Here is a 23462-nt window from a genome sequence, read left to right as displayed (position 1 = left end):
TTCTAAGCAAAGTCTAGTAAAGATTTTTCGATGATGGCCAGACTTTCAGTAATTTGTGCTGCTGTGATCACCAGCGGAGGAGCGAAGCGGATTTTATTGCCATGGGTAGGTTTGGCCAGTAAACCATTCTCTTTAAATTTCATACAAATGTCCCAGGCCATGTCAGATTCTTCGCTGCTATTGATTACGATTGCGTTGAGCAGCCCCTTTCCTCTCACCAATTGAATTAAATCTGTTTTTTTAGCAATGGCTTCAAGCCCGGACCGGAATTGTTCGCCAAGTTTATAGGCATTTTCAGCTAAGTTTTCATCAATGACTACCTGCAAAGCTTCCTTTGCCACGGCGCAAGCTAATGGATTTCCGCCATAGGTTGAACCATGCTCGCCAGGTTTGATGGTCAGCATAATCTCGTCATTGGCCAAAACGGCTGAAACAGGCAACACACCTCCTGAGATGGCTTTCCCCAGTATTAAAATATCAGGTTGGCCGCTTTTTTCCTCCGTATTGATATCGTATGAAGCCAACATACTTCCGGTGCGGGCAATTCCCGTTTGGATTTCATCTGCAATAAAGAGTACGTTGTAGGTCTGACAAAGTGCTTTAATGCGTTTTAGATAATCACTATCGGGCACAACAACACCAGCTTCTCCTTGTATCGGTTCGACAATAAAACCAGCAATATTTTTATCAGTTTTCAACAATGCTTCAAAAGCATCTACATCATTATAGGGAACATGTGTTATCCCAGATACGAATGGTCCAAAATCTTTTCTTGCACTTTCATCGTTAGAGGCTGAGATCACTGAAATGGTCCTGCCATGGAAATTCCCATCGGCAAAAACAATTTTAGCCTGATTTGCTGGGATTCCTTTGATCTGGTATGCCCATTTCCGACAAAGCTTCATGGCTGTTTCCACAGCCTCAACGCCAGAATTCATAATCAGTGCCTTATCATAACCGAATAAGTTACAGACAAACTCTTCGAAGTCCCCCAATTTATCGCTGTAAAAGGCTCTTGAAGTCAACGTGAGTTGCTCTGCCTGGTCTTTCAGGGCATCAATAATTCGAGGATGACAGTGTCCCTGATTTACAGCTGAATAGGCTGATAGGAAATCGAAATATTTCATTTCCTCTACATCCCACACGTAAACGCCTTTTCCCCTGGTTAATACAACTGGTAGCGGATGATAATTGTGCGCACCATACTTATCTTCCTTGGCGATTAACATTTCAGTAGTGCTTTTTTCTATTAAATTTTCCATTGTCGAATACTTGTCAGCTGAAGCGAAGTTAGCAACATTTCACATTAACACGCAAAATAAAGTTTTATTAACTTATTTTCTACGCTTAAAAAGTGAATTTAACTTAAAATATTCGATATTTGAATCGTGCATTAAACTACAAAAAACATGAATGGTGTTGACGATTTTGATATTCAAATTTTGAAAGAACTTGAAAAGGATGGGCGAATGGCGTATTCAGCGATTGCGACGACCCTGGGTGTATCCAATACCATGGTACATCAAAGGATATCGAGGTTGACGGAGCAAGGCATTTTAACAGGCATCAAACCCGTTTTAGACGAAAAAAAGATTGGTTATGACTGGGGTGCTTTTACGGGAATAACACTGGAAAAAGATCACGATTCAAATCGCATTATCGAAGAACTAAAGAAAATCCCAGAAGTTACGGAGTGTTATTATATTACGGGTAATTATACGCTATATATTAAGATCGTTGCTAAAAATCATGAACACATGAGGAAGGTGCTTTATGAAAAAATTGATAATATCTCCGGTATTGCCAAAACAGATTCTATTATTGAACTGGGGTGTGCCTTTAAAAGAAATCTCATTTTATAGAACTTTATGATGTAATATTTAGGGTTAGGGATTAATTAGTTCTTAATGCAGCGAACTGAAAAACCGTATTTTTTATCATTTTCAACCCGTTGTCTAGCCATTGGCAAATAATCTCTATCTTCGATAATCAACAAGTATGCAAGAATATTATAAACTATATGCTGATGCGCTTGACCACTTCAAAGATGAAGCACGAAAAGCCTTTGCTAGTATCTGCAGCAGCTTCGGTTTGCAGGAAGAAAATATGATCCTAAAAGATACTGATAATCTTTTTCAGCTAAGGTTTTCGAATAATAAAGTCCGAATCGTGGTGGAAGGAGTTAACTGGGGCATGAATACTGCTGTTCGATTTGGGGTTAATACCAAGGATAGTTGCTTGTATAGCATCCTACAGCTCATAAGAGAACGAAAACCGGAACTGGTCGTTGATGGCAATCAGATTGATCAACTTTACGGCTATGCTCATTATCTAATGACCTATGCTGCAGATATTCTAACCGGTGACACCACTTTTTTTTATCAACAGGAAGTATCGAGAAAGCAAAAAAAAGAAAATGCATGGAAAGCCGAGCAAGCCGAGTCAGCAAGAAAAATTGCTGAGGGATATCAGAAAATTGACACACCCTTTGGAGAGCCTGTCTGGCGAAAATTTCGCCCGTTGTTATCAACATATAGCATTACTAAAGAAAAGTTTCCGCTTAGCTCAGAAGTATTATTTAACGAAGATGATTCATTAACCTACAGCCAATCTGAAGCTGTCATTAGCCATTGGAGAATTGAATTAGATGAGATCGTTATGAAAGATGAAGTAATTTGCGAGGTAAATACTGACAAAGTTTCAGTGGAAATTGTTGCCCCCAAAACAGGCCGGCTTGTATGGTTATTGGAAGAAGGTATTGCATTTAAATTTTCAACCTGTATTGCCTTACTTGATCCGCATTTTTTGGACAGCCCTACAGCACAATTACCCGTTAGTTAAGCGATATTTGTACAGCACAACTTTGCTTAAATACCCTAAACCCCAGCCCCCATGAAAAGTCATAACCTGGAAAGATTCATCGCCGCACAAAAATCAGTGTATCAGACTGCATTGAATGAACTAAAGGCCGGAAAAAAACAAAGCCACTGGATGTGGTACATCTTCCCGCAAATCCAGGGGCTCGGCTATACCGAGATCTCCAAACGCTACGCCATCCAGGACCTGGATGAAGCAGCCGAATACCTCGAGCACCGCATGCTCGGCCCAAGATTGATCCTACTGAGCCGTGTCCTACTTGGGTTGGAAACCAGCGATGCCCATAAAATATTCGGAAGTCCCGACGATCTCAAACTAAAATCCTGCATGACCTTATTTTCCCAGGTACCCGGCGCAGACCCCGTTTTCGGCCTCGTCCTTAAAAAATTCTTCAACGGCCTGAAAGACCACATCACCCTAAAGATCCTGAACCTGCAAAGCCAAAACTAAAACAGGAAAATCAATCGCCATATCCACCATGGATCAAACTTTAATGTTGATCCATACCGGAGCATGGTCACTGGAATGCGCCCAGCCACGCACATGCTTGTCTACTCCAGCAGAGTCAAGATGGTCCGCCAGATCCGCATTCAACAGGAAATGATCCAACCTCAAGCCTGCATCTCTTCCATAAGCATTTCGCAGGTAATCCCAGAAGGTATAGATGCGCTCATGGGGATATAATTTGCGAATAGCATCAGTCCAGCCCTGAGCGATCAATGCCTGAAAAAGCTTCCTGGCCTCAGGACGAAAAAGGGCATTATTGACATATTTCTCCGGCTTATAGGTATCCATTTCAGTAGGCATAATGTTATAATCTCCTATTAAAGCAACAGGCATATTAAAACCCTTTAATTTTTCCGAATGGGCAGTTAACCTATTGATCCATTTCAACTTATAATCGAATTTCGGTCCGGGAAAAGGATTGCCATTAGGCAAATACAGACAACCAATGACTACACCGTTGATAAAAGCCTCAATATACCGGCTGTGCAGATCTTCTGGATCTCCTGCGAGCCCTCTACGAGTCTCCTGAATTTCCCCGTATCTGGATAGGATCGCGATCTTCATAATTCTCCATAGCGCTAAACAAAGCTGTCCATGGATTGTTTATTTATTTCTAAGGCATTCTATTTTAACTTAACTGATCATCCCATGGAAAAGAAAGGAAAAAAGCCCCAAAACAGTGATCCGGAGAGAGCAGCCAGAATTTCAAATTCAGCCGGACAACCTGCTCAAAAAACAACGGAAGAACAGGAAAAGCCAAAACAGCAAAACGCGCTCAGCAGACCGCATATCCTTTTCAAGTAAGCTTTTCAAATGCAAATCCATTTAATGGCATATTCCCGGGTCTTTACTGCTCGGGAATATGCCTCCTATGTTGCTATACCCTCTTGGTTTTATCCTTTTGGAAGCATTTCCAATAAATAAGGTAACGCTGGATTGCTGCTGTCAGTTTTCCAGACCGCATACAAAGCTGTTTGCTGAGGTATCTCCTTCAGCTCTATAAATTTAATATTAGGGTTATCCGTTGAAGCCAATGAAGTAGGTATAATGCTAAGTCCCATTCCATTTTCTACCAGTCGGAAAATAGTAGGCGCATGAATAGACCGATGTGCTACTTTTGGAACAAATCCCTGATCGGCACACAGATTAATGATCTGTTGATAATAAAACTGACTTTGCTCATTTGGAAACAGGATAAAAGATTCGTCCTTGAATTGTCCCATATGCTTAAATTTCGCCGAAACCATGGGATGATACGCCGGAAGTACAACAGAAAAGGTTTCTGTAAAGACCTTTTTACTGGCAAAGCCCTCTGGGACAGTGTTGCTCCGCATAAAACCAAGGTCTAGAGATTCATTTTGCAGTGCCACAAGCTGCTCACTGTTACTCAATTCATCCAGTTGAAATTTGATATTCGGACAATCACTATTGAACTTTTTAAGCAAATCCGGCAATATGGATTCCATAGCCGAAGCCACAAAGCCAATACCTATTTGACCGGTATTCCCCTCCTTATATAATTTTAAATGGATAACCGCACTTTCTACTTTATTCAGCACCTGCTGTACGTCCCGATAGAATATAATCCCGGCATCTGTTAAAGTGACTTTTTTATTGCTCCGATCTAAGAGGGAAACTTTAAGGATCTGCTCCAATTGTTTGATCTGCTGACTTAAAGCCGACTGGGAAATAAACAATAACTCGGAAGCTTTACGATAGTGCAGTTCAGTAGCCAGTACCTTGAAATAATGGAGGTGACGTAGCTCTATTTGATTAGCAATACTTATCATTAGTTAATTAATATATATCGTTCACTAATGATAAATATAGAGATATTTGAATAAAAACGACAAACCAAATATAAACATGATTAAAAAAGTATTAACACTCGGACTAGGTAAGGTTGGCACCCTGGTTGGAGTACTGCTCAGCAAACAGTTCGAAGTAACCGGAATGGATAAAACGAAGCCTCATTATCCATATACCCTTCCGTTTAACGTAATTACTGGTGATGTGGCCGATGTTGAATTGATGACTAAACTGATTTCCGAGCATGACGCAGTGGTGTCGGCCCTACCCTATTTTTTAAATAAAACCATTGCTCTTATCGCACAACAACAAGGTTGTCATTATTTTGATCTGACAGAGGATGTAGAGACAACTACCTATATCAGGGGTTTGAGTGAAACGGCTACATCGGTAATGGCACCACAATGCGGACTTGCGCCCGGAATTATTGGAATAATCGGTGCACACCTAAGTAAGGAGTTCGAAAAGATCCGGTCCATAGAAATGAGAGTAGGTGCACTACCTAAATACCCTAACGGTGAAATGGGCTATTCTTTTACCTGGTCGGCCACAGGTGTAGTGAACGAATACATCAACGACGCAGAAGCTATACACGATGGCAAACGCAAACAGGTTATCTCTTTACAGGGTAAGGAAAGCATCAATATAGAAGGTGCTGCTTATGAGGCTTTCTATACATCTGGTGGTCTGGGGACCATGTGCGAAACTTATGATGGAAAAGTAGATAAACTGGATTATAAAACGATCCGTTATCCGGGGCATTGCTACCTGATGAATTTCCTGATTCATGAGCTGCATATGAAAAATGATAAAGCACAACTGGAAAACATACTTAAAAATGCTAAACCAGTAGTAGAAGAAGATGTAGTGTTAATTTATGCCGTTTCTGAAGGATGGAAAGACGGTGAATTAAAACGCAACGAGTTTTACAAGTCATGCAAACCTATTGATATTGATGGCCAAAGCTGGAGGGCAATTTCCTGGACTACCGCAGCAAGTCTTGTAGCTGTAATTGAAATGGTAGCCAATGGATCGCTTCCTTCAAAAGGCTTTATTAAGCAGGAAGAAATTTCACTTGAGGCCTTGCTAAATACAAAAACCGGCAGCCTGTTTAAATAAACAAATTATGAATTTTGATAAAGAAAAACCCCTGGATACTTTTCTCAACATACTCTTTGAGCGTTATGAACAACAGGTTCCTGCAGTCAGAATGATTACCAATGCTTTAATTTCATCAGGTGTGATTGCGAGGCAGCAGGATATTGTGAACGACCATATCGCCTTCAGAACATTGGGTGTTCGGCATTTGGGCATTGCTTCTTTCGAAAAGATCTTTTTGCATCAAGGTTACAAAAAGATGGATTACTACCATTTTGAAGGAAAAAAGCTAAATGCTTACTGGTATGCTCCCCCATCGCCTGAGTATCCCCGGATATTTATGAGCGAGCTGATTGTAAACGATCTATCGGAAAAAGCGCAGGAAATAATTCACAACTACACCCGCAACATCCATCAGGATCCTGTAGATGCATTGGATCTGGATAATGGCCAGGAGATTGGCGAATTTTTCCATCAGCCCTTATGGACATTGCCTTCTATAGAAGATTACCGGATTTTATTGGAAGAAAGTGAATATGCTGCCTGGGTAATCTACAACCGTTATTACCTGAACCATTATACCATAAGTGTACATGATCTGAAAGCGGGTTACAATACACTTGAAGATTTTAACCGCTTTGTGGAATCCCTGGGATTGAAATTAAACAGTTCGGGTGGAATCATTAAGGTTAGTCCGGATGGCTTATTGCGCCAGAGCAGTACGGTTGCAGAAATGAAAGACGCTATCTTTATAGAAGCTGAAACCATGCCTATTGCAGGTAGTTATGTGGAGTTTTCTGAGCGCCTGGTTCTGCCGGAGTTTAAGAATCTACCCCTGGCAGCAATTAAGCAGGAACACAGACGTGAAGGCTTCGAGACGGACAATGCAGATAAAATATTTGAAAGCACCTATATCAAACAAACAAAAGATTAACCAATTTAGAACATATGCACCTTAAAGATATATTAACCAGACTGGGTATTGAAGCAAACAATTCAGGTACTTCGACAGGTACAAAATGGCTACCTGCACAGGGTTCAGTGGTTACCTCCTATTCTCCTGTAAACGGAGCGGTAATAGGAACAGTACAAACCACAGATGAGCATGCTTATGAAGCGGTAATGCAACAGGCACAACAGGCTTTTTTACAGTGGAGAAATGTACCAGCACCAAAACGTGGCGACATCGTACGTCAGTTCGGAGATGCTTTACGTGAGTATAAGGCCGATCTGGGCGCTTTAGTTTCCTATGAAATGGGTAAAAGTCTACAGGAAGGATTGGGCGAGGTACAGGAAATGATAGACATTTGTGATTTCGCAGTAGGTTTATCCCGCCAGCTATATGGCTTAACCATGCATTCTGAAAGACCAAACCACCGCATGTATGAGCAATGGCACCCAATGGGGATTGTAAGTATCATTTCTGCCTTTAACTTCCCTGTAGCTGTTTGGGCATGGAATACGGCCTTAGCCTTAGTATGTGGTAATGTCTGCGTATGGAAACCTTCTTCAAAAACACCTTTATGTGCGGTTGCCTGTCAGCATATCATGGCAAAAGTTTTAAAGGCAAACGACCTGCCTGAAGGGATTAGCAGTCTAATCACCGGAAATCCTTGTGGTAACCTGATGAATCAGGACAAACGTATTCCACTTATTTCCTTCACCGGTTCAACAAGAGTTGGGAGATTGGTTGCCGCTGCTGTAGCTGGCAGATTCGGAAAAACGATACTGGAACTTGGTGGTAACAATGCCATCATTATATCCAAAGATGCAGATCTGGAAATGTCGGTAATTGGCGCTTTATTCGGTGCAGTAGGAACTGCGGGACAACGTTGCACTTCTACACGCAGACTGATCATCCATAAAGATGTATATAACGATTTTACCGCAAGACTGGTAAAGGCCTATGGTCAGCTTAAGATCGGAGATCCACTGGATGAAAATAACCATGTAGGCCCAGTAATTGATAAAGATGCAGTAGCTACTTATCTGAGTTGTATTGAAAAGATAAAACAACAATCCGGACGCTTCCTGGTTGAAGGCGGTGTACTTAATGGTCTAGGTTTTGAATCCGGCTGCTATGTTAAACCATGTATTGCAGAAGTCGAAAATCACTACGAAATTGTACAGGAAGAAACCTTTGCACCGATACTGTATGTGATGAAATATAGCGACATTGAAGAAGCAATAAATATGCAGAACAATGTACCACAAGGATTGTCTTCGGCTATCATGACTTTAAACCTGCGTGAAGCTGAGCAATTTTTATCAGCAAATGGTTCGGACTGCGGTATTGCCAATGTGAACATTGGTACTTCTGGTGCTGAAATAGGCGGAGCATTTGGCGGTGAAAAAGAAACTGGTGGTGGAAGAGAAAGTGGATCGGATGCATGGAAAGGTTACATGCGCAGGCAAACCAATACCATCAATTATTCCAATACCTTACCATTGGCGCAAGGAATAAAATTTGATTTGTAAGTCATCCTTACCTTATTACCCGAAATTAACTGATGAAAGAGCAGCTTGAGTTACTGGCCAGATCGATGGATGGCGAATTTTATACAGATGAAATGACCAGGGTATTGTATGCTACTGACGCATCTGCTTATTCGGAGATGCCGCTTGCGGTAGCCATACCCCATTCTGTGGCCGACCTTAAGCAACTCATCAATTTTGCCGATCGAGAAGGTACTTCATTGATTCCCCGTACTGCCGGGACATCACTTGCTGGCCAGGTAGTAGGTAGCGGCATTGTAGTAGATGTATCCCGACACTTCAATAAGATTCTGGAACTCAATACCACAGAACGTTGGGTAAAGGTACAGCCAGGGGTAGTAAGAGATGAATTAAACAGTTACCTGAAAAGCGCTGGATTGTTTTTTGGTCCTGAAACTTCAACAGCCAACCGTGCCATGATTGGCGGCATGGTTGGTAACAACTCCTGTGGCTCCAACTCCATTGTTTACAAAAGTACAAGAGAACATACCCTTGAAATCACAGCGCTATTGAGCGATGGCTCTGAAGCGATATTTAAGGCGCTTAGCTTTGATGATTTCATCGCTAAAGGTGAAGGAAACACCTTAGAGGCATCCTTATACCGATCCATCAGAACCTTACTAGGGGATTATAAAAATCAGCAGGAAATCAGAAAGGAATTTCCAAAACCTAGCGTAGAAAGGCGCAATACAGGATATGCAATAGACATTTTGCTTGACAGTGCCCCTTTTTCAGCTGATGGAGAAGATTTTAACTTTTGTAAGCTGATTGCAGGATCAGAAGGCACCCTGGCCTTCATTACAGAGATCAAGCTGAATCTGGAACCCCTCCCACCCGAACATTCCGGTTTGCTCTGCGTGCATTTCCATACTTTGGAAGAAGCTTTAAAGGCAAATTTAGTAGCCCTGAAACACCAGCCGAATGCTGTTGAATTGATTGACCATTATATTTTAGAATGTACCAGAGATAACATCGAACAGCGGGAAAACAACTTCTTTGTTCAGGGAGAGCCGGCAGCTTTACTGGTGATTGAATATGCGAGGGATACCCAAAATGAGGTAAAAGAAATTGCGAAAAAAGTTGAAGCTGAGCTACGTGAACTAGGTTTAGGCTACCATTTCCCTTTGTTATTTGGAAGCGACACCAAAAAGATATGGTCGCTCAGAAAAGCCGGTCTTGGCTTATTGAGCAATTTACCTGGTGATGAAAAGGCAGTACCGGTAATCGAAGACACTGCTGTAGATGTACAGGATCTGCCAGCTTATATTCGTGATTTTAATGAAATACTTAGAAAACATGGCTTGTACTCCGTGCATTATGCACATGCAGGCTCTGGAGAATTGCATTTACGTCCCATCCTGAACCTCAAATCAGCAGAGGGCAACAAAATGTTTCGCACCATTGCTGAGGAAATAGCTGCCCTGGTAAAAAAATATAAGGGCTCATTAAGTGGTGAGCATGGAGATGGCCGGTTAAGGGGGGAGTTTATTGAGCAGATGATCGGATCAAAGAATTATGCATTACTCAAAGCAGTGAAACATACCTGGGATCCGAAACAAATCTTTAACCCCGGTAAAATCATCGATACGCCTCCAATGGACACCATGCTGAGGTATACGCCTGGTCAAAAAGACTTTACCTTTAAAACCATATTCCGCTATGCGGGACAAAACATGTTGCAACACGTAGAACAATGTAACGGTTCAGGTGATTGCAGAAAATCGCATTTGGCCGGCGGAACGATGTGTCCCTCCTACATGGCTACTCACGACGAAAAAGATACAACAAGAGCACGGGCGAATATCCTGAGGAACTTTTTGACACATTCTGACCAGATCAATAAGTTTGATCACCAAGAGATTAAAGAAGTACTCGATCTTTGTCTGAGTTGTAAGGGATGTAAATCAGAATGCCCTTCTAATGTAGATATGGCCAAGTTGAAGGCCGAATTTTTACAGCATTACCAGGATGCGAACGGCATCCCTTTAAGATCGCGCTTAATCGCTAATTTTAGCCGCATTGCAGGTCTGGGCTCAGTAATCCCATCATTATACAACTGGACCGTGACAAGCTCATTTTTAAGTGCTACGGTAAAAAAAATGGCAGGTTTTGCGCTTCAGCGCAGCATGCCGGAAATGTATCATACAACCCTAAAAAACTGGTTTAATAAACATCAGCGCACCTCTAAACCGCTAAAAAACTTCAATAGGAAGGTTTATCTTTTTTGTGATGAATTTACCAATTACCAGGACACAGAAATTGGCATCAAGGCAATCCTGCTACTTGAAGCCTTAGGTTATGAAGTCATCATACCTAAGCATTTGGAAAGCGGCAGAGCATCCATTTCTAAAGGGCTATTGCGAAAAGCGAAGAAAATTGCACAGCACAATGTATGGTGCTTAAGTAAGCTGATCACAGCTGAAACACCACTTGTGGGGATTGAGCCTTCCGCAATTCTGACCTTCAGAGATGAATATCCGGATCTGGTGAATGAAGAACAGCTGGAAGCTGCAAAAAACCTCTCAGCAAACGTATTTCTGATTGATGAGTTTTTAGCCAAAGAGATCCAAAAAGGAAATATTTTGAAGTCGCAATTTACTACTGCATCCCAATCCATCAAATTGCATGGCCATTGCCAGCAGAAAGCTTTTAATGCCCTGGGAGCTACTGAACAAATACTCTCTTTTCCTGAAAATTACACGGTACAAACCATTCCTTCTGGGTGTTGCGGTATGGCAGGCTCATTTGGATATGAAAAGGAACATTACGAGCTATCCATGCAGATTGGCGAACTTGTATTGTTCCCGGATGTTAGAAAACAAACTGAAGAAGTAATTATAGCAGCCACAGGAACCAGTTGCCGACATCAGATCAAAGATGGCACATCAAGAAAAGCATTCCATCCGGTCGAAATTTTGTTCAGTGCATTGGTTAGACAAAAAAGCCCCGAAGCGGTATTGCTGTAGGGCTCATTTTACTTTTCTCACAGGCTCAATAAAGCACCTTTTATCAAAGCATTTAATTGGAAATCAAAAAAATACGGTACTTTTAAGGCGTACAGAAAAACTGTAGATACTGCAAAATGAAAAAAAATACGGGAAGAGAAGATCAGGAAAACACTAAATTCAATCCTGACGAGAGTGCACTGTTCCAGTTACCCGATATTCCTAAGCTCGCAATAAAAGCCGCCAATATAGGCACCTGGTTTATAGATGAACGGACAGGAACATTTCTTTCCTCTATACGCATGAAAGAACTTCATGGTTACCATCCCCAAGAACAGCCTTCCTTTGAAGCACTTCTTGCCCAAATACCAAAAAAATACAGGCAAAAAGTAATCCGTATCATGAAAGAAGCCAAGAACCGACAGGAAACATTTTATCTGGAATATCCAGTGATCGGATTTCATGATCAGCAGCAGCGTTGGCTCAGGGTATTGGGTGGCTCAGATCAACCGTCAGCTGGAAACAAACAATTCTCAGGTGTGATCATGGACATTACTGATCTTAAGCAAATTGAACTTCGCAGGAACAGATTCATTGGCATGGTTAACCACGAGCTTAAAACACCACTAACGGCATTGAAAGCTTACATCCAATTGCTCAACAAATGGGCAAAGCAAAAAAAAGACGGCTTCACGATCGGTGCATTATCCAAACTGGAAAAACAGGTCAAAAAAATGACTACCATGATCAATGGTTTTTTGAATTTTTCAGGGGCAGAATCCGGCAAGATCCATTTAACTAAAATGGATTTTGATATGAGTAAACTGTTAGAGGAAGTAATCGAGGAACACAGCGATATTTCTCCTGAACATGTAATCACGTTACTGCCATGTGAAGGGAGAGTTGTAAATGCAGATCGGGAAAAGATAGAGCAGGTGATTATTAACCTGATCAGTAACGCGGTTAAATACTCTGAACCTAAAAAACCAATCGAGGTTTCTTGCCAGCAAGAAAAAACAAAATTAAAATTAAATATTAAAGATACCGGAATCGGGATAGAACAAACGGATATTGACAAACTCTTCAAACCTCATTCCAGGATAAAAACCAGCAAAACGGAAAATATATCAGGCTTTGGTATCGGACTTTACGTCTCAGCGGAGATCATTAAACAACATGGTGGAGATATTGGTGTTAACAGTCAACCTGGCCAGGGTAGCACTTTCTGGTTTACACTTCCGGTTCACGGATAGCTAAAATTACCTTACCCTACAGGTTTTTAGAGCTTTAATCCATTTTTTGTGTCCGCACTTATCACAATTATGTTCAATTGAAGGCTGTAGATGTAAAATATTTCCGCAATGCGTACAGGCATACTTCCCGAGCTCAAAAACCCGCTCATTCGCTTTTTCAAACAGAGCTGGCATTATTGGTAGACCGTATTTCACTTTTTCATCGGGATAAAAGAATATACTTAAATTACCGGATGTCTCTAATATAGCAGTTTCAACTTGTCCCAGATGAGATACACTCTGTTGGCGAAGTTCTGAAAAGAATTCATCTTGAGCCAGGCTTTCTTTGTTAAACCCATCTATAGAAAATTCACCTTCCACAATTAAATAAACGCACTTTCCTTCAACCAAGTCATCAAATTTTTTACTCTTTGCCATAAAATAAGTTGTGAGTCTGTAGGCACCAACAATGATTCCGAAAATAACAACTGGAAACAACAACCCTATCTCTTTGTAAAACATTGGATCTCCGGCGGCAGAACCGAGACTAATGATCACTACGAGTTCAAAAACAGAAAGCTGCCTCACTCCTCGTTTCCCTAAAAGTCTCAAACCAATAAGAATGATAAAATACATTATTATAGTGCGGAGAGATATCTCCAATAAAAATATCCAATCTTCTTCCCCTATAAAAAAGCTAGTCCAGTTAATTGAAGTCATAGTTAAGTGAAATACCAATGCCATCATAAATAGTTTCATAGATAAATATTTTTAACACCTATAGCGTGAATATTGTTTCAGAAACGAAAACAAATCTCAATTCTAATTTGTTGAACAAAAAGAATTAAACTAAAATTACATGATCGATCGAAGCCTATGCATGAAATCCCTAATTCTAACAAGAAACTGATTGTTGCAAGACTCTTACTAATTTGCGGGCTCTCCATTTTATTATCCTTTGAAGGGTATTTTGGTTACCAGTTATACCAGCTGTCTGACCAACAGGAAGAAATTAAGGAGGATTACTCGAATGTTAACAACATTAGCTCAGGGTTATTCTCTATTGAGCAGTGGCGAGATAAGGTATCGGCGATTATTAGTCGTCAGATACGAGATTTTACGCTTACTCCAAAACAAAAAAATGAACTTCAGAAGGAAGTTGAGAAAATAGTCCGCACACTGATTGACAAGGCTGAAGTTCTAATAAATAAACCGAAAAAAACTATTGATGGAAAAATTAAGAAGTTCCTGTTTAAAACCTTTGTAAACACAGATGATATAAAGCAGAAAGCTCCTTCATTCGCGAAAGAGATTGTTGACAAAGTTTATAATCCCACTAATAAGAAGCACTTAAGTAAAATCGCAATGGACAAGTTTGATGCACTTGAACGTGCAGAATACCTGGATAGTGCTGGAGCTGCCACGAAGGCTGCCACCGATAAGGTATATAAAAAATATCAAGTATCCACAGCGGAAGAATTAAACTATAAACTGATTTCCTCGTTGTCCCATATCAGAACTGCAACCTATAATTATTCATTCGCCATGTTAGGTTGCATCGTCATCGTATTGGGGCTTTGGTGGATATTCAGAAAACGGGTTGAATTACATGGGACACTTTTCATTATGTCATTGATGTTCGCATTTATTCTTCTCTTTATCGGTTTGACTGCCTCTATGATCGAGGTCGATGCGCGTATTAAAGCGCTGGACTTTGTGCTATTGGGCGAACATGTGATTTTCGAGAACCAGGTATTATTCTTCCAGAGTAAAAGTATTTTGGAAGTAGTAAAAATACTGATCAGTCAATCTGGTATTGATTCGGTTTTAGTCGGCATTCTGATATTGGTGTTCAGCATACTCTTTCCAATCATGAAACTTAGTGCAACAGGCATCCATCTGCTTAGCAAAAGGGAAATTGCAAAGAACAAAATCATAAGATATTTTGCATTTCAGTCAGGCAAGTGGAGCATGGCAGATGTTATAGTTATAGCAATCCTGATGGTGTATATCGGCTTAAATGGTTTGTTAGACAGCCAGTTAAAGAGTTTGAATATAAAAAGTGATGACTTAAATGTAATTACAACAAATAATACCGCATTACAGCCAGGTTTTATCATTTTTATCAGCTTTGTATTGTACGGGCTTATTTTGTCGACCATATTGAAATTCATTTCTCCTTATGAACATTAGAAAAATAGTCCTTCCTAATATCTTGCTAATTGTTTGCCTAAGTCTACTACTTTGCGCAGAGGCATGGTTTGGATACCGAATATCGAAACTTTCGAATCAGCAGGAAGAAATAAAAACAGATTATAGTGTTGTAAACAACATCACTTTCGGCATATTATCTGTTGATCAGTGGCGTGAAAAAATGGCAAATGTGGTGGATGGAAAAGTCAATGATTTCACCATGACGGCCACACAGAAAAAGGACCTGCAAAAGAAAGTTGAAAAACAATTGTACCATCTTGTTGACCAGGCAATAGCTGAAATGAATAAACCGCAAAAAGGTATTGGTGGAAAACTCAAAAAACTTGCTTTTAATGCTTTAGTTGATCCCGAGGAAATCAAGTCGGAAGTACCTGTTTTTGCTGCGACAATTGTTAACAGGATCAACAAACCGGAAAGTAAGAAAAGACTCAAAAGTATCGTCACCAGTAAAGTTGATCAGTTGGAAAAGCAAACTTTCGACAATACCGAGCCTGCCAGCGTTACAGTAACCAGGCATATATACAAAAAATACGGAGTAGCGAGTACTGAAGCTTTTGAAAAAACGATCAATTTGCAATTATCTAGCATACAATCAGTCCTATATAATTACACTTATGCAATGATTGGTTGCGTATTGCTGGTGCTTTGTGTATGGTTGCTAATGAGAAAGCAAGTAGGCCTTCATAACACGTTATACATCCTTTCTCTTTTGTTCGCTTTTGTCCTTTTACTAGTAGGTATCACAGCTACTGTCATAGAAGTTGATGCACGCATCCAATCACTAAACTTTACGCTGCTAAGCGAAAAGTTAGCTTTTACGAACCAGGTATTATTTTTTCAGAGTAAGAGCATAACTGGCATCATTGAGTCATTAATTGCACAGCCTAAATTCGATGCGATACTTGTTGGTATACTCATCCTACTCTTCGTTGTTATCCTGCCTGTGCTGCGTATGGTTGGCAAGGGCATTCTGATATGGGGCAAAGATAAATACGCAGAGAATAAGATTGTCAGATTTTTAGCTTTTGATTTAAGTAAATGGGACATGGCCGATGTTATGGTTGTTGGTATTGCGATGACATATATAGGTCTAAATGGGATCATAAAAAGTCAACTTTCTAGCTTAAATATTAAAGAGGAGTTGCTTTCTACTGTAACCGAAAATAATACCTCATTACAACCAGGTTATTATATTTTTTTAGCATACGTGGTCTATGCTTCGGTATTATCAATAATATTAAAACACAAAACGAGCAAATGAATCATTTGCTCGTTTTGTTAGCGGTTAAAGAATTACAAACTATTTATCCATTTAACTAACTCATCTCGTTTCTTTCCCGTTTTTTGCTGCAGTTTTCCCAACATCTCATCGTCTTTCCCTTCTTCGTAAGTCAAGTCATCATCGGTAAGATCTCCATAAGTTTGTTTTATTTTACCTTTTAGCTCATTCCACTTTCCTTTAATTTCTAACTTATCCATAATATTTAATTTAATAGTTTAAATAAAGAACAAAGAGAGTACGACTTTAGTTTTTTATAAAAGGTGCATAAAAATCAGCAGAAATTCGCTACTGTTATATTTTAAAAAAAATCTTAAAAGTACAGCCTTTATCTATTGCACACTCCACTTCAATTTTGCCACCTGAGGCATTGACGATCTTTCGGATGAGGTACAGTCCGATACCGGTACCTTCTGCTGCTATGTTTACCCGCTTATATTTTTTGAAGATATGATCGACCTCTTCTTTCGTGATACCAATACCATTATCGGTTATCGTCAATAGGATAAACTGAGCTTTTTTTTCGGTTTTGATACTGATCTCTGGCAAGCGGTCTGGGTGGCTGAACTTGATCGCATTCGTAACGAGGTTCAGCATCACGCTTCTCAAGTTCTTTTTGGCAAACCGAACTCTTTTTTCACGAAAATCGGTATGAAAAATGACTTTAGACACCTTAATATGTTCCGACATGATCTCTTTTATCTCGTCAAATAAATTCGGGAAGCTTTCCTGAGGGTGATCATCATCTTCCGATTCCAAGTGACCAATCCTGGCGAGATCGCTGATTATAGATTTAAAATTGGTAACCGCTTTATTCATCATTCCGGATAATTCCATGACCTCAGGGTCTTGGGTATCTAGCTTTTCATTCAGTATCTCCAGCAACATTTCAATGTTCACAATTGGCGCATTGAGGTCGTGTGAAGCACCAAAAACAAAGTTGTTCAGGTCAGCGTTAATTCTCAGTAAGCTTTTATTACTTTCATCAAGGCTGTGGTTACTGATGTCCAGACTTTTATTGCTCATATCCAGCTTCCGCAATAGTTCCTTCAGTTCGCTGATGTCGTAAAAACTGATAACGGCTCCGTCGGCTTTTTTGCTGTTCTCCTTCAGGTAAGGCATGGTCATCACCTGATAGACCTTTCCATTCGGCCCTTCTGCTTCCCGTGTAATGTGTTCCTCATTCTGAATTACTTTTTTTATATCAGCGATCAACGTTTCAAATTTGATATTGGTTGTTATATTGCTAAGTGGCCGGCCAATATCACTTTCTCGAATGTTAATGTGCTTCACTGCTCCCGGCGAATATCTTTTCAGCAGCAAGTCCCTGTCAACAAATAACTGACCATTTATATTACTCCTGAAGTAATTATTCAGATCGTCATTCAGGTCCGTCAATTGGTCAATGGTAAGTTCATGGTTCTTGTTGACCGTTTGCAGTTCTTCATTGGTGCTTTGCATTTCTTCATTAGCAGATTGCATTTCCTCGTTGGCAGACTGCAGTTCTTCATTAAAAGATTGCATATTCTCATTGGAGGAGGCAATAAGCTCATGCGCTATAGTTACAGTATGTCTCAGCTGCGCCACCTCCTGTTCAAGGCTGATGACATGCTCACGCGTCACTTCATTGATATCAGTATGGATCACATTTCTCTCTATGGTCCCCGCTTGACGCTCTGTAAACAAGACCAACAGCAGCCTTTCTTCCGACCCTGCAATATAAAATGGGCTGATGACAATATCAATCAGCTTATTTTTTTTCTTGCCGGCGTCGCCCAGGCTAAGCCCATTAAGCACGAACCTTTGGTTCAGCTTTAGCGATTTCCAGGCGGTAGCTTTAAAGAGCGTGCAAATATGATCCGGTAAAAGATCAATCAGGTTATAGTTAAAATTAATACTTTTTAAATAAGATTTGGTATCTCCAAATGACTGAACCACATACAGGTTTTCATCGGTACAGACACCGTTAAAAGCTAGTTCCTTTAACAAGGCTGAATTGACCAGGTCGGCGAGTTCGCTTTTTGATACCGGCACGGCTTGCTTTTTGGTTACTTCTATCGTCTGGAATTCTCCGATCCTATGGGACGAAAAGGTATCAGAATGGATAACACGACCTGTTTTATTGCTTTTCAGGATGTTCCATTTGCCGCTAACCACGTTGAAGCCATCTTTAATAACAGAAGCGCTCTCACTTGGCCCCAAAAAGAGATAGCCACCCTCTTTCAATCCAAAATGCAGCAGGGCAAATATCTTTTGCTGTAAAGTCACATTCAGATATATCAACAGGTTACGACAGCTGATCAGATCCATATTACAATACGGCGTGTTCTTGGTCAGGTCATGCTGAGCAAAGATCAGCATCTTGCGTATGTCGTGTTTGACTTTATAGCTTGCCCCTTCTTTGGTGAAAAATTGCTGAAGCCTATCCTTAGATACTGTTTTAACAATACTTTCGGGGTAAACGCCTTTTGAGGCGATATCCAGTGCCGCTTTACTGATATCCGAAGCGAAGATTTTGACCTCAATATTTTTGGGATATTTGTTTAAATATTCTTGGATCAGTATAGCTATGGAATAAGCTTCCTCTCCAGTAGCGCAGCCAGCCACCCATATCTTCAACACTTCGGTATTATTATTTTTGATGATGGCCGGGATAACGGTTTCTTCAATGATTTTAAAAGCTTCCTGGTCGCGAAAAAAGGAGGTTACACTAATCAGGAACTCATTGGCGAGTAAAGTGACCTCTGCGGTATTCTCTGTTAGTAATTTGTAGTACTGACCAACCTCATTCAGGTGATGCTTCTCCATCTGTCTTTTAATCCGCCTGATAATCGTCGGACGCTTATAGTCGCTAAAATCCAATGGCAGGTTACCTTTGATTAGCGTTAATATTTGTCCAATCACTTCCTCACCGATGTCCGCCGAAGGTTCGTCTGGCAACTGGTTTAGGATACCATTCACGACATAATCATCAATGACCTGTGGCATGGCTTCAGGTGAAATGACCCTGTCGGCACAACCCGTCGCAATGGCTGCCAGGGGCATACTACTAAAGCTTGCCGTAACTGGATCCTGAACTAGCGTAATACCCCCGGCATTTTTAATGGCTTCGATCCCTTTGGAACCATCATCGCCAGTGCCGGATAAAATGACACCAATGGCTTTGTTTCCGCGTTCCTTTGCTAGAGACCTGAAAAAGTAATCAATGGTCATGTGCGGGCGTGGCTGGTCTTTTTTGTCTAAAAGAATCAGTCTCCCTTTTTCTATTGACATGAACTTGGAAGTCGGGATTAGGTAAACCGTATTTGATTTAATCTCTACATTGTCGGTGGCCTCCACCACTTGCAATTTACTATGCTGCGCCAGGATCTGCACCATCTGACTTTTAAAATCAGCGGAAAAATGCTGTATCAGGATATAGGATACGGAATCCAATGGGGTATAATCAAAGAACACGGATATGGCTTCCAAGCCCCCAGCCGATGCTCCGATGGCTATAATGTATTGTCGATCGTCAATTTTAGTCATGAGGTAGATGATTTAGTTGAGTATAAACGAGAAAGAAGTATTTAAATATAAAGCTATTCGAACGTAATAATTTATTTATTTTCAAGCATTTAGACATTCAAAAAGAAGTCCAGATCTTCTTATCCAAGCATTAACAATACGTTTTGTTATCGGTAGCAATAAATAAATATACACAATTCGGCTTTCAATCTTTTGCTATTGGAATTGATTAAAGATTAATGTGTAGGGCTCAAAATATACCTAAAAATTTTTTCCTCTTTTTTTTCTTCTCATCCTGCATTTTTATTCCCTTTGCCAGATTCGATTTTTCGGAGCGTTTAAGTTTTTCTAAACGAATACTATCTTCCCTCTCTTTCAATATTCGATCCCAATACAGGCTATTATAGAATAAAAAGGGTGGTTCAAAGGCTTTCGCATTGGCTACTGCATAACTTACCATCACTTTCTCTTTTGGTAAAAACAGATAAGACAAAAAGGTCGTTAAAAGTGCAATCGCTACGGCTAAACCAACTATGATTTTTTTCGACAAACGCACTTCATTTCCATATGCGTGCTTCTTTGTTACCTCATGGGCAAGCGGTTTAGTTAAATTCACCAATGCGATCAGTTTAGCATTATCAATTATCCCCCCCTCAGGATGTTGCTGCACAGAGACCACTATTCCATGGGTAATGGCGGCTGCTAGTTCAACACCATTGGCATACCGTTGTGCCGGATCTTTCTCGAGGCATTTATAAATCACGGCTAATAACCAAGCAGGTACTTGTAGCCCGATATTTAAGTCCTCCTTTGACAAGGTGCTTTCCAGATTTTTTTTCCTTAATTTAATTACATCTGGAATTTGCCCTTCCATGTGACCCAGCATTACCGAATTACGACCGGTATCGCCATCCCCATTTAAAGGAAATGGCACCTGACCTGTTAAAAGTTCATATAAAATGATCCCGTAGCTGTAAATGTCAGTTTGCAGTAACATCTTCCCTTCATGCTGCTCTGGCGCCATAAATTCGACGGCTCCCGCATGGCGGATACTGGTTCTACGCTGCTCTTCGCTCATAATGGCCAAACCAAAATCAAGTAGCACATAATTGCCTGTATACACATTGTACTTTACATTATTACTCTTGATATCGCCATGCTTTACGCCAACTTGATGGCAATGTGCAATGGCGCTGGCCAGCTGATCGGCAACTTTAACCAGCTCTTTAATAGCGAAAGCTCGTGGGTTCGGGGGTTGTAAAAGTTCAGAGAGGTCTGGCCCCTCTATATATTCCATTTCTATATACGGAAAAGAACCGCTATCGGTAATGCCCCAACTCATTATCTTCACTACATTGGGACATGGATTTTCGTTTACTTTTTGGAGCTTAGTTACTTCATTCTTAAAATTCCGATAATTTTTGTCAGTCTCGTCTTCAGTATGTATAGGCGTAGGCATCAATTTGATGGCCGAATAAATTGCACCCATTCTTTTCCCTTTATACACCGAACCTTGGCCTCCTGTTTTTAAGGCACCAAGATTTTGAAGTCCGTCTGCAATTGTAAATACTTTACTCATTTTCGAGTTCCTGATAACTAAATGCTAATACTACCGATTCGCCCAAAATAATTTGGTCGCCCTCTTCTACTTCTTGCCTGATGTTTAATAAATTGAATATCATGATCATCTTCTCTTTATCATATAGCTACGCATAAGTGCAGCATATGCAGAATCATAACCAATTTCGTACCATTTTTAAGGGGTTCTAGCCTATCACTCACTTATAGTAAAAATCTGTTGGCTAACATATTGCAATTGTTGGCAATACCTATCACCATACGGGCTACAGAAGCAGGCGCAGCAATCAATTCTTTCCACTTTTCTTCTTGCTTATTATTTTCAATCGGTTCAGGGTAATAATACCCTCCGGCCCCGTGCAAAAACATGCCTGTTTTTAAATACAGATCGGCCATTTGTTCTTGTAATTGTTCTTGGTTAGCCAACTTAATGAAGTACACGTTATTTGATTTTACAACTACCCCTTCCATGCCAAACCTAATTTATTAAATGAAGCCATTGCCGTTGCTGGACTTGCCGGGCCATGACAAATCTGGACGAAACCGAAAAGACTGGAAAATCCAGGGATTCGCTGATGATCTCATTTTCCTGATCAAAAAGCTGGGGCTAACAAATGTGATATTAATCGGGCATTCGATAGCCGGAAATATCTGAAATCAGAATCGTCTTACATCAACAGTCCATTCCCCGCCTAAAAAAACTTGCGCAATACATTTATAAGAACCTACCGTTTGTAGAACATATTACTTTTATGGGACTGGAACATCAAGGCTATACCCCTTTTAACATTGATATATAATTAGACAGATTTTAACAGAACTTCACCAACAAAATCACAACACTATTCAAAAAATAAAACCAAATTTGGGACTTGCTTATTAAGCTCTTCAAAATGCGCTTATGACTGTATATTTCTGTAATAGTACCCCCTCTGTTTCGGGCAAAGTGGCCGCCTATTTAGCTGCCGAGCGTGGTATAAAATGCGCCTCAACTTTGATCAAATATAATTAATTCCTTCCGACCATTGATGTGCTGCTGACTCAAAGTAGCTGTATCCAGCCTGCATCATGCAAACCACATTTTCAGAATGAGAAGATAAACCATCTAGATCCTTTAGCCCTGCATTTTTTTAGTCCAACTCTAATAAACTTCTATAAACGATTCAGACACCAATATGGGCTTACTACCCATCCATAGGATACATCAGAGCCTGACGGCTATAATTCAGCCCCTGAGCGCAACGATAATTAGATGGATTGTGACTGAAAAAAGCACCCTGGTAGCTCAAAAAGACCATTTTTCTCCAAAATAAGAGCCATTTTGGAGCGGAATTAGGTGTCAGTTTAATTGTAGAACGAAGGGGGTCACCTTTGCCGAAACTCCCATTAGGGTTCAAAAACACAAAGAATAGCGTCGTAAGAAATATTTTAGAAGACAGTGTGTATGATGGATTGATAAAGGTTCCGGCATTCAAAAATCTCCCAGAGAAATATGTCAAGGCCCTACACCCACCTATTATTTCGGCGGTTGATTTTTGGCGAATTCAGAAATTACTTAAAAACAAACCAACAGAGCGTGTAAGAGAAAATGAGGACTTCCCATTAAGAGGAGTCATAAAATGGATCAATCCCAAAAGTTGTGGAGCAGGCGTGAATTTTTGGATTTTAAGCATACAATTGAGTTAGTCTATACAGGAAGAATTCTATGTTTTTCACACCTCTAAACAGATTTCTAAAAGCCTTTATTTTTGCATTAAAAGATTCCGCGGAAGCATTAGTAGATCTGTTATCAAAGTAGTTCAATATAGTCTGATAATGGTTCTGTATGGACCTGGCAATTGTATTAAAAGACTTGAATCCCGTTTGCCGTACTTTTTCATGCCATTTGGCCAATCTCGCCAAGGCGAAGACTTTATCTGT

At 40.3% G+C, this 23462-nt stretch carries 21 protein-coding genes; 12 read left to right on the top strand and 9 right to left on the bottom strand.

Annotation, left to right across the window (positions count from 1 at the left end; all coding sequences use genetic code 11):
- Positions 1-2: 2 nt before the first annotated feature.
- Positions 3-1262, bottom strand: a complete 1260-nt coding sequence (rocD, locus tag EZ444_RS17555) for an ornithine--oxo-acid transaminase (RefSeq protein ID WP_131610451.1) — start codon at positions 1260-1262, stop codon at positions 3-5.
- 147 nt (positions 1263-1409) lie between these two features.
- Here rocD and EZ444_RS17550 point away from each other — a divergent pair, with 147 nt between their 5' ends.
- From EZ444_RS17550 to EZ444_RS17540, 3 genes are all read left to right on the top strand, one after another.
- Positions 1410-1862: an Lrp/AsnC family transcriptional regulator gene (locus EZ444_RS17550; protein ID WP_131610450.1), complete on the top strand. Its 453-nt coding sequence runs from the start codon at positions 1410-1412 to the stop codon at positions 1860-1862.
- 136 nt (positions 1863-1998) lie between these two features.
- The gene (locus EZ444_RS17545; protein WP_131610449.1) at positions 1999-2841 is read left to right on the top strand and encodes a biotin/lipoyl-containing protein; all 843 of its coding nucleotides are present in this window, start codon (positions 1999-2001) and stop codon (positions 2839-2841) included.
- Positions 2842-2892: 51 nt separating this feature from the next.
- Positions 2893-3327, top strand: a complete 435-nt coding sequence (locus EZ444_RS17540; protein ID WP_131610448.1) for a DUF1810 domain-containing protein — start codon at positions 2893-2895, stop codon at positions 3325-3327.
- A gap of 33 nt (positions 3328-3360) precedes the next feature.
- Here the strand turns inward: EZ444_RS17540 and EZ444_RS17535 are convergent, their stop codons facing one another.
- Complete coding sequence (locus EZ444_RS17535) at positions 3361-3948, bottom strand: exodeoxyribonuclease III (protein WP_205945293.1); 588 nt, start codon at positions 3946-3948, stop codon at positions 3361-3363.
- A 30-nt stretch (positions 3949-3978) separates the two neighbouring features.
- Between EZ444_RS17535 and EZ444_RS17530 the strand changes: the two genes are divergently transcribed.
- Entirely contained in the window at positions 3979-4188 is a 210-nt protein-coding gene (locus tag EZ444_RS17530) for a hypothetical protein (protein ID WP_131610447.1), read from the top strand.
- An 89-nt stretch (positions 4189-4277) separates the two neighbouring features.
- Here EZ444_RS17530 and EZ444_RS17525 read toward each other — a convergent pair whose 3' ends face one another.
- Complete coding sequence (locus EZ444_RS17525; RefSeq protein WP_131610446.1) at positions 4278-5174, bottom strand: LysR family transcriptional regulator; 897 nt, start codon at positions 5172-5174, stop codon at positions 4278-4280.
- A gap of 76 nt (positions 5175-5250) precedes the next feature.
- Between EZ444_RS17525 and EZ444_RS17520 the strand changes: the two genes are divergently transcribed.
- The 5 genes from EZ444_RS17520 to EZ444_RS17500 all read left to right on the top strand — a co-directional run bounded on the left by EZ444_RS17520 (position 5251) and on the right by EZ444_RS17500 (position 12985).
- Complete coding sequence (locus EZ444_RS17520) at positions 5251-6312, top strand: saccharopine dehydrogenase family protein (RefSeq protein WP_131610445.1); 1062 nt, start codon at positions 5251-5253, stop codon at positions 6310-6312.
- 7 nt (positions 6313-6319) lie between these two features.
- Positions 6320-7225, top strand: coding sequence for a DUF1338 domain-containing protein (locus tag EZ444_RS17515; protein WP_131610444.1), 906 nt, complete (start codon positions 6320-6322; stop codon positions 7223-7225).
- 14 nt (positions 7226-7239) lie between these two features.
- The gene (gene amaB, locus EZ444_RS17510; RefSeq protein WP_131610443.1) at positions 7240-8769 is read left to right on the top strand and encodes an L-piperidine-6-carboxylate dehydrogenase; all 1530 of its coding nucleotides are present in this window, start codon (positions 7240-7242) and stop codon (positions 8767-8769) included.
- A 32-nt stretch (positions 8770-8801) separates the two neighbouring features.
- Entirely contained in the window at positions 8802-11753 is a 2952-nt protein-coding gene (locus EZ444_RS17505; protein ID WP_131610442.1) for an FAD-binding and (Fe-S)-binding domain-containing protein, read from the top strand.
- A 116-nt stretch (positions 11754-11869) separates the two neighbouring features.
- Positions 11870-12985, top strand: coding sequence for a sensor histidine kinase (locus tag EZ444_RS17500; RefSeq protein WP_131610441.1), 1116 nt, complete (start codon positions 11870-11872; stop codon positions 12983-12985).
- Between the two features lie 6 nt (positions 12986-12991).
- On the opposite strand, the gene EZ444_RS17495 is transcribed toward EZ444_RS17500, so the two are convergent.
- The gene (locus tag EZ444_RS17495; protein ID WP_225874758.1) at positions 12992-13723 is read right to left on the bottom strand and encodes a DUF421 domain-containing protein; all 732 of its coding nucleotides are present in this window, start codon (positions 13721-13723) and stop codon (positions 12992-12994) included.
- 117 nt (positions 13724-13840) lie between these two features.
- Between EZ444_RS17495 and EZ444_RS17490 the strand changes: the two genes are divergently transcribed.
- Together EZ444_RS17490 and EZ444_RS17485 are read left to right on the top strand one after the other, a co-directional pair.
- Entirely contained in the window at positions 13841-15157 is a 1317-nt protein-coding gene (locus EZ444_RS17490; protein WP_131610440.1) for a paraquat-inducible protein A, read from the top strand.
- Entirely contained in the window at positions 15147-16439 is a 1293-nt protein-coding gene (locus tag EZ444_RS17485; RefSeq protein ID WP_131610439.1) for a paraquat-inducible protein A, read from the top strand. Before EZ444_RS17490 ends, EZ444_RS17485 begins: the two co-directional genes overlap by 11 nt.
- Positions 16440-16471: 32 nt before the next feature.
- Here the strand turns inward: EZ444_RS17485 and EZ444_RS17480 are convergent, their stop codons facing one another.
- The 4 genes from EZ444_RS17480 to EZ444_RS17465 all read right to left on the bottom strand — a co-directional run bounded on the left by EZ444_RS17480 (position 16472) and on the right by EZ444_RS17465 (position 22013).
- The gene (locus tag EZ444_RS17480) at positions 16472-16657 is read right to left on the bottom strand and encodes a CsbD family protein (RefSeq protein ID WP_131610438.1); all 186 of its coding nucleotides are present in this window, start codon (positions 16655-16657) and stop codon (positions 16472-16474) included.
- A gap of 94 nt (positions 16658-16751) precedes the next feature.
- The gene (locus tag EZ444_RS17475) at positions 16752-19985 is read right to left on the bottom strand and encodes a CheR family methyltransferase (RefSeq protein ID WP_131610437.1); all 3234 of its coding nucleotides are present in this window, start codon (positions 19983-19985) and stop codon (positions 16752-16754) included.
- Between the two features lie 229 nt (positions 19986-20214).
- Entirely contained in the window at positions 20215-21543 is a 1329-nt protein-coding gene (locus EZ444_RS17470; protein ID WP_131610436.1) for a serine/threonine protein kinase, read from the bottom strand.
- A 203-nt stretch (positions 21544-21746) separates the two neighbouring features.
- On the bottom strand, positions 21747-22013 hold the full coding sequence (locus EZ444_RS17465) for a hypothetical protein (RefSeq protein ID WP_131610435.1): 267 nt from the start codon (positions 22011-22013) through the stop codon (positions 21747-21749).
- 19 nt (positions 22014-22032) lie between these two features.
- Here EZ444_RS17465 and EZ444_RS27260 point away from each other — a divergent pair, with 19 nt between their 5' ends.
- Positions 22033-22197, top strand: a complete 165-nt coding sequence (locus tag EZ444_RS27260; RefSeq protein WP_165503649.1) for an alpha/beta fold hydrolase — start codon at positions 22033-22035, stop codon at positions 22195-22197.
- Between the two features lie 1010 nt (positions 22198-23207).
- On the opposite strand, the gene EZ444_RS17455 is transcribed toward EZ444_RS27260, so the two are convergent.
- The coding region (locus EZ444_RS17455) for a transposase (protein ID WP_165503648.1) at positions 23208-23462 on the bottom strand (255 nt) is incomplete at its 5' end.

Origin of the sequence: Pedobacter hiemivivus, from assembly GCF_004331685.1 — a bacterium.
Classification (GTDB): Bacteria; Bacteroidota; Bacteroidia; order Sphingobacteriales; family Sphingobacteriaceae; genus Pedobacter; species Pedobacter hiemivivus.
This window is presented reverse-complemented; position numbering and strand designations above follow the sequence as displayed.